This window comes from Pseudonocardia pini (assembly GCF_013870575.1).
Taxonomy (GTDB): domain Bacteria; phylum Actinomycetota; class Actinomycetes; order Mycobacteriales; family Pseudonocardiaceae; genus Pseudonocardia; species Pseudonocardia pini.
Genome location: NZ_JACBXB010000072.1, coordinates 1 through 12,558, shown reverse-complemented (window position 1 = coordinate 12,558; position 12,558 = coordinate 1). Strand labels below are relative to the sequence as shown.

Annotated in this window: 7 protein-coding genes; 2 read left to right on the top strand and 5 right to left on the bottom strand. The window is 69.5% G+C overall.

The genetic code is table 11. The features are described 5' to 3' along the window. A partial coding sequence (locus H5J29_RS07175) for an FAD-dependent monooxygenase (RefSeq protein ID WP_181780125.1) occupies positions 1–615 on the top strand: 615 nt, incomplete at its 5' end. Between the two features lie 105 nt (positions 616–720). On the opposite strand, the gene H5J29_RS07170 is transcribed toward H5J29_RS07175, so the two are convergent. Beyond that, positions 721–4,623, bottom strand: coding sequence for a DNA-directed RNA polymerase subunit beta' (locus tag H5J29_RS07170; RefSeq protein WP_181780124.1), 3,903 nt, complete (start codon positions 4,621–4,623; stop codon positions 721–723). Positions 4,624–4,666: 43 nt separating this feature from the next. Further along, complete coding sequence (gene rpoB / locus H5J29_RS07165) at positions 4,667–8,176, bottom strand: DNA-directed RNA polymerase subunit beta (RefSeq protein WP_220187089.1); 3,510 nt, start codon at positions 8,174–8,176, stop codon at positions 4,667–4,669. 583 nt (positions 8,177–8,759) lie between these two features. Between rpoB and H5J29_RS07160 the strand changes: the two genes are divergently transcribed. Beyond that, a complete protein-coding gene (locus H5J29_RS07160; RefSeq protein WP_312858102.1) occupies positions 8,760–10,412 on the top strand; it encodes a class I adenylate-forming enzyme family protein in 1,653 nt (550 codons plus the stop codon). A gap of 72 nt (positions 10,413–10,484) precedes the next feature. Here the strand turns inward: H5J29_RS07160 and rplL are convergent, their stop codons facing one another. From rplL to H5J29_RS07145, 3 genes are all read right to left on the bottom strand, one after another. Then, positions 10,485–10,874, bottom strand: a complete 390-nt coding sequence (rplL, locus tag H5J29_RS07155; RefSeq protein ID WP_181780123.1) for a 50S ribosomal protein L7/L12 — start codon at positions 10,872–10,874, stop codon at positions 10,485–10,487. A 49-nt stretch (positions 10,875–10,923) separates the two neighbouring features. Then, entirely contained in the window at positions 10,924–11,523 is a 600-nt protein-coding gene (gene rplJ, locus H5J29_RS07150; RefSeq protein ID WP_181780122.1) for a 50S ribosomal protein L10, read from the bottom strand. A gap of 373 nt (positions 11,524–11,896) precedes the next feature. Next, a partial coding sequence (locus H5J29_RS07145) for a hypothetical protein (protein ID WP_220187088.1) occupies positions 11,897–12,558 on the bottom strand: 662 nt, incomplete at its 5' end.

Sequence of the window (12,558 nt, the reverse complement as noted above, 5' to 3'; positions counted from 1 at the left end):
GTGGGGGCGGACGGGGTCCACTCCGGGGTCAGGGCCCTGCTCGTCGGCGACGTCCGCAGGCACGTCCATCCGCTCGGCACCGTCTTGGCCTACTGGTCCGCGCCGGACCACCTCGGCCTGACCGACGAGGCGTTGTCCCACGTCGACTCCGGCCGGGAGGTCGGCGTCCGCCCCGTACCGGGGACGGGCCGGGTGATCGTCTACCTCGCGGCCCCCGGGCCCCCGCCCGCGCTCGGGCTGACGGCGGCCGAGCAGAAGGAGGCCGTCCGCGCGCTCGGCGCCGGGATGGGCTGGGAGGTGCCGCGGCTGCTCGCCGAGCTCGACGCGGTGGACGACCTCTACCTGGACTCCTGCAGCCAGGTCCGCCTCGACCGCTGGCACGACGGCCGGGTCGTGCTGCTCGCCGACGCCGCCCACTCCCCCTCGCCGATGAGCGGGCAGGGCACGAGCCTCGCGCTCGTCGGCGCGTACGTGCTGGCCACCGAGCTCGTCCGGGACCCGGCCGCGGCCGGGGAGGCCTACGAGCGGCGGCTGCGTCCCTGGGTGGAGCGCACCCAGCAGCTCGCCCACGACCCCACGGACCTGGCCGAGGTCGCCAACGCCTTCCGGTTGTGAGCGGCGATGGTCGCTCTGGCGACCATCGCCGCGCACAGGAACCCGGGAACGCGGAACGGGCCGGCCACCCGAAGGTGACCGGCCCGTCCGTGGAGCCTCGACCGACTACCGGTAGTCGCGACCGAAGTCGTAGTCGTCCAGCGGGACCGCGGCACCGGTGCCCGTGCCGAACACGTCGGGGCTGTAGTAGCCGTCGTCGTAGCTCGGCAGCGCGTAGGCGGCCGCGCGGGCCTCCTCCGTGGGCTGCACCTGGATGTTGCGGTACCGGCCGATCCCCGTACCGGCGGGGATCAGCTTGCCGATGATCACGTTCTCCTTCAGCCCGACGAGCTTGTCGCGCTTCCCGTTGATCGCGGCATCGGTGAGGATCCGGGTGGTCTCCTGGAACGAGGCCGCGGACAGCCACGACTCCGTGGCCAGCGAGGCCTTCGTGATCCCCATGAGCACCGGACGGCCGGAGGCCGGCTCGTTGCCCTCGGCCACCACACGCCGGTTCTGCGTCTCGAAGTCGCCGCGCTCGGCGAGCGCGCCCGGCAGGAACTCGGTGGCCCCCGAGTCGATGATCGTGACCCGGCGGAGCATCTGCCGGACGATCACCTCGATGTGCTTGTCGTGGATGTCCACGCTCTGCGTGCGGTACACCTTCTGCACCTCACGCACGAGGTGCAGCTGCACCTCACGCGGGCCCATGACACGCAGGACCTCGTGCGGGTCCGCGGTGCCCTCGAGCAGCAGCTGCCCGACCTCGACGTGGTCGCCGTCGCGGAGCGGGCGCTCCTCGCCGTCGGCCTGGGTCATGGCCAGCCACTGACGCTTCGACAGCTTCTCGTAGACGATCTCCTCGCCGCCGTCGTCCGGCGTGAGGGTGATCTTCCAGAAGCGGTCGCCGTCCTCGATGCGGATCCGGCCGTCGACGTCCGCGATGGGCGCCTTGCCGCGCGGGACACGGGCCTCGAAGAGCTCCGTGACACGGGGCAGACCGGTCGTGATGTCGTCACCGGCGACACCACCCTGGTGGAACGTCCGCATCGTCAGCTGCGTGCCGGGCTCACCGATGGACTGGGCGGCGACGATGCCGACGGCCTCGCCGACGTCGACCAGCTGGCCGGTCGCCATCGAGCGGCCGTAGCACATGCCGCAGATGCCGGAGCCGGACTCGCAGGTCAGGGCGCTCCGCACCCGGATCTCCCGGACGCCTGCCGCCACGAGGGCGTCGAGCGCCGGGTCCCCGAGGTCGCCACCCTTCTCGACGATGATGTTCCCCGCCGAGTCGCGCACCTCCTCCGCCGAGCACCGTGCGTACACGGACGTGCGGATGTAGCGGTGCGGGATGAGCGAGCCGTCCGCGGTCTCCTCGGTGACGGCCATGCTGACCGCACGGGAGGTGCCGCAGTCGACCTCGCGGACGATGACGTCCTGCGACACGTCGACCAGACGACGGGTCAGGTACCCCGAGTCGGCGGTCCGCAGCGCGGTGTCCGCCAGCCCCTTCCGGGTGCCGTGCGTGGAGATGAAGTACTCCAGCACGGTCAGGCCCTCGCGGAAGTTCGCCTTGATCGGGCGGGGGATGTACTCGCCCTTGGGGTTGGCGACCAGACCACGCATACCGGCGAGCTGCCGGACCTGGGTCATGTTGCCCGCCGCCCCGGACTTCACGATCATGGGGATCGGGTTGTCGTCGGGGAAGTTGTCCTCCATGGCCTTGGCGACCTCTTCGGACGCCTGGGTCCAGATCTTGACCATCTCGTCGTTGCGCTCCTGGTGGGAGAGCGCACCGCGCTGGTACCGCTTGTTGACCTGGTCGGCCTTGAGCTCGTACCCGTCGAGGATCGCCTGCTTGTTCGGCGGCACCACGACGTCGTCGATCGCGATCGTGACGCCGGACCGGGTGGCCCAGTAGAACCCGGCGTCCTTGAGGCGGTCGAGGCACTGCGCGACCTCGGTCATCGAGTAGCGCTCGGCCAGCTCGTTGATGATCGCGGCCTGGCGCTTCTTCGGCAGCGGCTCGTTGACGAACGGGTAGTCCGCCGGGAGCAGCTCGTTGAAGAGCACCCGACCCAGCGTGGTCTCGGCCAGCCAGACGTCTCCCTCGGGCACCTCGACGCCGGCGATCGGAGCGACCCCGGGCAGCCGGATCTTGATGGGTGCCTGCAGGTGCAGCGACTTCCGGTCGTACGCCATGATCGCCTCGGCGACCGAGCTGTACGACTGGCCGTTGCCGAACGCGTCCGGACGCTCACGGGTCAGGTGGTACAGACCCGTGACCATGTCCAGTCGCGGCATGGCGAGCGGGCGACCCGACGCGGGCGACAGGATGTTGTTGCTCGAGAGCATCAGCACCCGGGCCTCGGCCTGGGCCTCGGCCGACAGCGGCAGGTGGACCGCCATCTGGTCGCCGTCGAAGTCCGCGTTGAACGCCTCGCAGACCAGCGGGTGCAGCTGGATGGCCTTGCCCTCCACCAGCTGCGGCTCGAAGGCCTGGATGCCGAGGCGGTGCAGCGTGGGCGCGCGGTTCAGCAGGACGGGGTGCTCGGAGATGACCTCCTCGAGCACGTCCCACACCTGCGAACGCCCGCGCTCCACCATCCGCTTGGCGGACTTGATGTTCTGCGCGTGGTTCAGGTCCACCAGCCGCTTCATCACGAACGGCTTGAACAGCTCCAGCGCCATCTGCTTGGGCAGACCGCACTGGTGCAGCTTCAGCTGCGGGCCGACGACGATGACCGAACGGCCGGAGTAGTCGACACGCTTGCCGAGCAGGTTCTGGCGGAACCGGCCCTGCTTGCCCTTGAGCAGGTCGGACAGCGACTTGAGCGGCCGGTTGCCCGGGCCCGTCACCGGCCGGCCGCGGCGGCCGTTGTCGAACAGCGCGTCGACGGCCTCCTGCAGCATCCGCTTCTCGTTGTTGACGATGATCTCGGGCGCGCCGAGGTCGATCAGTCGCTTGAGGCGGTTGTTCCGGTTGATGACCCGGCGGTACAGGTCGTTCAGGTCGGACGTGGCGAAGCGGCCACCGTCGAGCTGCACCATCGGGCGCAGGTCCGGCGGGATGACCGGGACGCAGTCGAGCACCATGCCCATGGGCGAGTTGCCCGTGGTCTGGAACGCGGCGACGACCTTGAGGCGCTTGAGGGCGCGGAGCTTCTTCTGCCCCTTGCCGCTGCGGATGATCTCCCGCAGCTTCTCGGCCTCGGCCGGGATGTCGAAGTTCTGCAGCAGGTTCTGGATCGCCTCGGCGCCCATCGCCCCGGTGAAGTAGTCCCCGTACCGGTCGTAGAGCTCGCGGTAGAGCCCCTCGTCCGGGATCAGCTGCTGCACGTCGAGCTTGGCGAAGGTCGTCCAGATCTCGTCCAGCCGGTCCAGCTCGCGCTGGGCACGGTCACGGAGCTGGCGCATCTCGCGCTCGCCGCCCTCCTTGACCTTGCGGCGGACGTCGCTCTTCGCGCCCTCGGCCTCGAGCGCGGCGATGTCGGTCTCGAGCTTCTGGGCCCGGGCCTCCAGGTCGCCGTCTCGACGCTGCTCGACCCGCTTGCGCTCCACGCTCATCTCGTTCTCGAGCGTGGACAGGTCCTGGTGACGCAGCTCGGAGTTCACCGAGGTGATCACGTACGCGGCGAAGTAGATGATCTTCTCGAGATCCTTCGGCGCCAGGTCGAGCAGGTAGCCCAGCCGGCTCGGCACACCCTTGAAGTACCAGATGTGCGTGACCGGGGCGGCCAGCTCGATGTGCCCCATCCGCTCACGACGCACCTTGGCGCGAGTGACCTCGACGCCGCAGCGCTCGCAGATGATGCCCTTGAACCGGACGCGCTTGTACTTGCCGCAGTAGCACTCCCAGTCCCGGGTCGGGCCGAAGATCTTCTCGCAGAAGAGTCCGTCCTTCTCGGGCTTGAGGGTGCGGTAGTTGATGGTCTCCGGCTTCTTGACCTCGCCGTGCGACCACTGGCGGATGTCCTCGGCGGTGGCCAGGCCGATGCGCAGCTCGTCGAAGAAGTTGACGTCGAGCACTATGTGAGTCCTCTGTTCCTTCGTTTCTCGGCTCTGGGCTGGGTCAGTTCACGACGTCGTCGACGGACATCGAGTCGCTGCCGGGGCGGCTGGACAGGTTGATGCCCAGGTTCGCCGCGGCGCGCTCGAGGTCCTCGTCGTCGGTGTCGCGCATCTCGATGGCCGCACCGTCGGAGCTGAGCACCTCGACGTTCAGGCAGAGCGACTGAAGCTCCTTCAGCAGCACCTTGAACGACTCCGGGATGCCCGGCTCGGGGATGTTCTCCCCCTTGACGATGGCCTCGTAGACCTTGACCCGGCCCACCACGTCGTCCGACTTGATGGTGAGCAACTCCTGCAGGGTGTAGGCGGCGCCGTACGCCTGCATCGCCCAGCACTCCATCTCACCGAAGCGCTGACCACCGAACTGCGCCTTACCGCCCAGCGGCTGCTGGGTGATCATCGAGTACGGACCCGTGGACCGCGCGTGGATCTTGTCGTCCACCAGGTGCGCCAGCTTCAGGATGTACATGTAGCCGACGGCCACCGGGAACGGGTACGGCTCGCCGGAACGCCCGTCGAGCAGCTGCGCCTTGCCGTCCGGGCCGACCATGCGGTCGCCGTCCCGGTTCGGCCGGGTGGACGCGAGCAGCCCGGTGATCTCGTTCTCCTTGGCGCCGTCGAACACCGGCGTCGCGGTGTTCGTGCCGGGCGGCACGGAGTAGAGCTCCTCGGGCATCTTCGACGCCCACTCGGGCTTGCCCTCGATCTCCCAGCCGGACTTGGCGATCCACCCGAGGTGGGTCTCCAGGACCTGGCCGATGTTCATCCGTCGCGGCACACCGTGCGTGTTCAGGATGATGTCGACCGGGGTGCCGTCCGGCAGGAACGGCATGTCCTCGGCGGGCAGGATCTTGCCGATGACGCCCTTGTTGCCGTGGCGTCCGGCGAGCTTGTCGCCGTCGGAGATCTTGCGCTTCTGGGCCACGTACACGCGGACCAGCTCGTTCACGCCGGGAGGCAGCTCGTCGTCGTCGTCTCGGGAGAAGACCCGGATGCCGATGACCTTGCCGTTCTCGCCGTGCGGCACCTTCAGCGAGGTGTCGCGGACCTCGCGCGCCTTCTCACCGAAGATCGCGCGGAGCAGGCGCTCCTCCGGGGTCAGCTCGGTCTCGCCCTTGGGCGTGACCTTGCCGACCAGGATGTCGCCGGGCTGGACCTCGGCGCCGATCCGGATGATGCCGCGCTCGTCCAGGTCCGCGAGGACCTCCTCGGAGACGTTCGGGATGTCCCGGGTGATCTCCTCGGCGCCGAGCTTGGTGTCCCGGGCGTCGATCTCGTGCTCCTCGATGTGGATCGAGGTGAGCACGTCGTCCTGCACGAGGCGCTGCGACAGGATGATCGCGTCCTCGTAGTTGTGGCCCTCCCACGGCATGATCGCCACGAGCAGGTTCTTGCCCAGGGCCATCTCGCCGTTCTCGGTGCACGGCCCGTCGGCGAGCACCTGGCCCACCTCGACGCGCTGGCCCTCGTCGACGATCGGCTTCTGGTTGTTGCAGGTGCCCTGGTTCGAGCGCCGGAACTTGTTCAGCCGGTACGTCTGGCGAGTGCCCTCGTCCGCCATGACGGTGATGTAGTCGGCACAGAGCTCCTCGACCACACCCGCCTTCTCGGTGACGACGACGTCGCCCGCGTCGACCGCCGCGCGCAGCTCCATGCCGGTGCCGACCAGCGGCGACTCGGAGCGGAGCAGCGGGACGGACTGACGCTGCATGTTCGCGCCCATCAGGGCGCGGTTCGCGTCGTCGTGCTCGAGGAACGGGATGAGCGCGGTCGCGACCGAGACCATCTGCCGCGGCGAGACGTCGATGTACTCGACGCCCGTCGGCGGGATCAGGTCGACCTCGCCGCCCTTCATCCGGACCAGCACGCGGTCCTCGGTGAAGGAGCCGTCGTCGTTCAGCGGCGCGTTGGCCTGCGCGATGACGAAGCGGTCCTCCTCGTCCGCGGTGAGGTAGTCGATCTGGTCGGTGACCCGGCCGTCGACGACCTTGCGGTACGGCGTCTGGATGAAGCCGAACGGGTTGACCTGCGCGAACGTGGAGAGCGAGCCGATCAGGCCGATGTTCGGGCCCTCAGGGGTCTCGATCGGACACATCCGGCCGTAGTGCGACGGGTGCACGTCCCGGACCTCGAAGCCCGCGCGCTCGCGCGACAGACCACCCGGGCCCAGCGCCGACAGGCGGCGCTTGTGGGTCAGGCCGGCCAGCGGGTTGTGCTGGTCCATGAACTGGGACAGCTGCGACGTCCCGAAGAACTCCTTGATCGCGGCCACGACGGGCCGGATGTTGATCAGGGTCTGCGGGGTGATCGCCTCGACGTCCTGCGTGGTCATCCGCTCGCGGACGACGCGCTCCATCCGGGACAGGCCCACGCGGACCTGGTTCTGGATGAGCTCGCCGACCGTGCGCAGGCGCCGGTTGCCGAAGTGGTCGATGTCGTCCGTCTCGACCGGGATCTCGCGACCGTCCGAGGACGCCGTCATCATCGTCTCGCCCGCGTGCAGGCGCACGAGGTACTCGATGGTGGTGGCGATGTCCTCCTCGGTCAGCGTGCCGACCGAGGTCGGCTCCGCGAGACCGAGCTTCTTGTTGATCTTGTACCGGCCGACCTTGGCGAGGTCGTAGCGCTTGTCCTTGAAGAACAGGTTCTCCAGGAGCGTCTGCGCGCTCTCGCGGGTCGGGGGCTCGCCGGGACGGAGCTTGCGGTAGATGTCCAGCAGCGCCTCGTCCTGCCCGGCGGTGTGGTCCTTCTCGAGCGTGGCCAGGATCGTCTCGGAGAACCCGAAACGCTCCCGGATCTGCTCGGCGGACCAACCGAGGGCCTTCAGCAGCACCGTCACGGGCTGGCGGCGCTTGCGGTCGATGCGGACACCCACGGTGTCGCGCTTGTCGACGTCGAACTCCAGCCAGGCGCCACGACTCGGGATGACCTTGACCGAGTAGACGTCCTTCTCGGTGGTCTTGTCGATGGCGTGGTCGAAGTACACGCCGGGCGACCGCACGAGCTGCGACACGACGACGCGCTCGGTGCCGTTGATGATGTACGTGCCCTTGTCCGTCATCACCGGGAAGTCACCCATGAACACCGTCTGGCTCTTGATCTCGCCGGTGGTGTTGTTGGTGAACTCCGCGGTGACGAACAGCGGGGCCCCGTAGGTCATGTCCTTGTCCCGGCACTCCTCGACGGAGGCCTTGACCTCGTCGAACCGCGGGTCGGAGAAGGACAGCGACATGGACCCCGAGAAGTCCTCGATCGGAGAGATCTCCGTCAGGATCTCCTCTAGGCCCCCCACCGGGTTCTCGTCGCCCGCGTCGATCCGGCGCTGGAACCACGCCTCGTCGCCGACCAGCCACTGGAAGGACTGGATCTGGAGGTCGAGGAGGTCGGGGACCTCCAGCGGCTCGGCGATCTTCGCGAAGGAGACTCGGGTGGGTGCGCCAGGGAAGTTCGGGTTCGCCGAGACGACGCTCCCAGGGGTCGCAGTGGTCACGGTGGCGCGGGAGACAGCCAAGATGCGTCCTTCCGAGAACTACGCTCTCGTCTGGCGAATCCGGCTCCCGAAGCGCTACCGTCTGCGTCACCGCACGGGGTGCGGAGGCCGTCCTGGCGACGTGTCGGGTGGTGCCGGGGAGCTGAACTCGCCGTTTATTGTCAGGGCGCAACCACCGACCAGGTCCGCCGAGCGCACCGACGGACTCGTCTGACCGGCTGGTGACCGGCGGAGAAATTCCGACAGCGTGCACGCCGAACCTGGGCGGGGGCAGCGCAAAGAGTCAGACTAGCCGCAAAGGCAGCCGCTGTCGAGACACGTCGCTCAGCTCACCAGCCTCAGCCAAGCACCGTGACGTAAGAGTGACCTGGCAGGCGCACCGAGTCAAGACCGTACGCGTCGGTAAGTGGTCAGTTCCGGAGGATGACCGGTGCGGGAGTGGAATGCGACACTCTCCCGACGGTTCCTCCGGCGACCTGGGCCGCCGACCGCTCGCCGAGAAGTTCACTCGTACGGAGCAGCGACCGCCTCGCCTCGATCAGTTTACGCCTCCGGCCCGGCGGACGATGCTGGGTGCCGCCCCATCACCGACGACGGAGGCTCCGTGAGCGCGTACGACGAGAAGCCCTGGCTGGCCCGCTACGACGAGGGGCAGCCCGCGTCGGTCACCCCCGAGTTCCCGGACATGCTGTCGCTGTTCCGCGCCACCGTGGCCCGCCACGGTGACCGGGATGCGTTGCGCTACTTCGACGGGCGGGTCACCTACCGCGAGCTCGACGAGCTGTCCGGGGCCCTCGCCGTCGGGCTGCGGGAGGCCGGGTTCGCGCCCGGCGAGCGGGCGGCCCTGTTCGTGCAGAACGACCCGCAGTACGTGATCGCACTGCTCGCCGTCTGGAAGGCGGGCGGGATCGCGGTCAACGTCAACCCGATGAACCGCGAGCGGGAGCTGCGGCTGCTGCTCGACGACTCGGGCGCGAGCGTGCTCGTCACGCTGGAGAACCTGTACCGGGACGTCGCGGCCGCCGTCGTGCCGGAGACCGGCGTGCGGACCGTGATCACGACGTCGGAGCTGGAGTACCAGTCCCGCGACGACGCCCGGACCCTCGGGGGCGTCACCAGGATCGCCTCCGCCGACACCCTGGACATGGCGGAGCTGATCGAGCGACACCGGGGCGACGTCCCGCCGCCGGTGTCCTTCGACCCGCAGGACACGGCCGTCCTCACCTACACCTCGGGCACGACCGGGCCGCCCAAGGGCGCCATGAACACCCACGCCAACCTGGTGTTCAACTCGCAGACCTACCGGGAGCTCTGCGAGCTGTCCGCCGAGGACGTGGTGCTGGGCATCGCGCCGCTGTTCCACATCACCGGGCTGGTCGGGCACGTCACGGTCGCGCTGCTGCTCGGGGCACCGCTGGTGCTGTGCCACCGGTTCGACCCCGCCGCGGTGCTCGAGACCATCCGCGAGGAGCGCGCCACCTTCACCGTCGGGTCGATCACGGTGTTCATCGCGCTCATGAACGCCCCGGACGCCTCCTCCGACGACCTCAAGACGCTCACCAAGATCTGGTCCGGCGGCGCGCCCATCCCGCCGTCGACCGTGAAGGCCTTCCAGAGCACGTTCGGGCAGTACGTCCACAACATCTACGGGCTCACCGAGACCACGTCCCCGAGCCACGGCACGCCGGCGCACGCAGAGGCCCCCGTCGACGAGGCGTCGGGTGCCCTGTCCGTCGGCGTGCCCGTCTACGACACCGTGGTCCGGATCGTGGGCGAGGACGGGGAGGACCTCCCGGTCGGCGAGATCGGCGAGATCGTGACCACGGGCCCGCAGGTGGTGAAGGGGTACTGGAACAAGCCGGAGGAGACGGCCCGCGCGCTGCCGGGCGGCGCGCTCCACACCGGGGACGTGGGCTACATGGACACCGACGGCTGGTTCTACATCGTCGACCGCAAGAAGGACCAGATCAACGTGTCCGGCTACAAGGTCTGGCCGCGCGAGGTCGAGGACACCCTCTACGAGCACCCGGCCGTGCGCGAGGCCGCGGTGATCGGTGTGCCGGACTCCTACCGGGGCGAGACGGTGAAGGCCTTCGTCTCGCTCCGCCCGGGCGCGAGCGCGACCGAGGAGGAGCTGATCGCCTTCACGAAGGAGCGGATGGCGGCGTACAAGTACCCACGGTCCGTCGAGTTCCTCGACGAGATCCCGAAGACCGTGTCCGGCAAGCTGCTGCGCCGCGAGCTCCGCGACCGCTAGCGACGACGAAGGGCGGGCTCCCCGTGAGGGGGGCCCGCCCTTCGTGTGCGTGCTGCGCGAGCAGCGGCGCGATCAGCTCAGGCTGACCTTGGCGCCGGCCTCCTCGAGCTTCGCCTTGGCCGCGTCCGCGGCCTCCTTGGCGACACCCTCGAGGATCGGCTTCGGGGCGGACTCGACGAGGTCCTTGGCCTCCTTGAGGCCCAGGCCCGAGACGAGCTCGCGGACGACCTTGATGACCTGGATCTTCTTGTCACCGGCGGCGTCGAGGACGACGTTGAACTCGTCCTTCTCGGCCTCGGCCTCGGCCGGGGCGGCACCGGCGGCCGGGCCGGCGGCGACGGCGACGGGGGCGGCCGCGGTGACCTCGAAGGTCTCCTCGAACTTCTTCACGAAGTCGGAGAGCTCGATGAGGGTGAGCTCCTTGAACGCGTCGAGCAGCTCGTCGCTGGACAGCTTCGCCATGGTGGCGGTTCCTTTCGGGTGTGACTGAAGATGGGGGGTGGAGCCGCGATCAGCTCTCGGTGGGGGCTGCGTCCTCGGCGGGGGCCGCGGCCTCGGCGGGGGCCGCGGCCTCGGCGGGGGCAGCGGACTCGCCCTCGGCGGCCTTCTTGTCCGCCAGCGCCTGGACCAGGCGGGCGACCTGCGACGCCGGAGCGTTGAACAGACCCGCGGCCTTGGCGAGGTTGCCCTTCATCGCGCCGGCCAGCTTGGCCAGCAGGACCTCGCGGGACTCGAGATCGGCGAGCTTCTCGATCTCCGTGCTCGTGAGAGCACGGCCATCCATGTAGCCGCCCTTGATGACGAGGCCCTTGTTGTCCTTGGCGAAGGTCTTCAGCGCCTTGGCGGCGTCGACCGCCTCGCCGCTGACGAACGCGATCGCCGTCGGACCGGTCAGGAGGTCGTCCAGACCGTCGACGCCTGCATCGGCCGCAGCACGCTTGACCAGCGTGTTCTTGGCGACGCGGAAGCTCGCGTTCTCGCCCAGCGCGCGACGCAGCTCCTTGAGCTGCGCCACGGTGAGGCCGGTGTAGCCCGTGACCACCGAGGCGGACGCGCCCCGGAACCGGTCGGCGATCTCCTCGACCGCCTCGACCTTGTCGGGTCGTGCCATGTGTGCCTCCTCTCGGGTGTCCTTGGAAGTGCCACCGCTTCGGACCCCGGAGACGACGAACGCCCCGTGCGCAGGCACGGGGCGTGGCAGGGCGCGGACGCCCGACAGCAACCTCGTCCTCCTGCGCGGGTCGCCCGGCGAGCCGGAACCTTCATGCGCCTCGGGAGGCGCAGACCTGCGGTCTTCGGTGGAACTGAGGAGAAGCATACGCACGCCCCGCGCCACCCCGAGAACCGGGGTGCCGAGATGAACGTCGGTGTCGTTCGATCATGCTCCTGACGACACTGTGGTTCATCTCGGCGGGCTCTGGAGGCTCGGCGGGCGCTGCGGGCTCTGCGGGCTCTGGCGGGCTCTGCGGCGGGCGGGCTCGGCGTCAGGTGACCTGCACGGCGGCGATCCTCCAGGTGCCGTCGACCCGTTCGCCGGTGACCGTGAGCCTGCCCGCCGCCGCCACCTGTTGCCGGTCCCCCGCCGCGCGGGTGGCCTGCTGGTCGAGGAACACGACCATGACGGCGCGGTCGCCGGTGATCGACTCGACGGCGGACTGCGCGATCGTCGCGGTGACCACGGCCTGCTGCTGCGGCGCGAGGTTCCGCACCTCGCCGAACAGCTGGTCGAACTGCCGCGCGAACTCCGGCGTGATCACCGCCCGGGCGGCGGCCTCGTTCTGGTCGAGGCGGGCGAAGTCGTAGGAGTAGACGGTCTTCACCGCGTCCCCGAGCTGCCGGCTGACCTGCGTGGTGGCCGCCACGTCGACCAGGGCGGTGTTCTGCGCGGCCGGGGTGCTGCGCAGGGTCCACCAGGCGACCCCGGCCAGGACGGCCAGCGCGAGCAGGACGACCGTCGCGCCCGCCAGCAGCGCGGTCCCACGGCGGGTGGTCGGGGGCGCGGGGATCCGGCGGAGCACTGCCGTGCCGCGCCCCCCTGACGCCGGAGCGTGCGCGGCGCCGCCTGCCGGGGTGTCGAGAACCTCGCCTGCCGACGCCCGGATCTCCGGAGCCTCGCCTGCCGGCGGCCGGGTCTCTCGCACGTCGA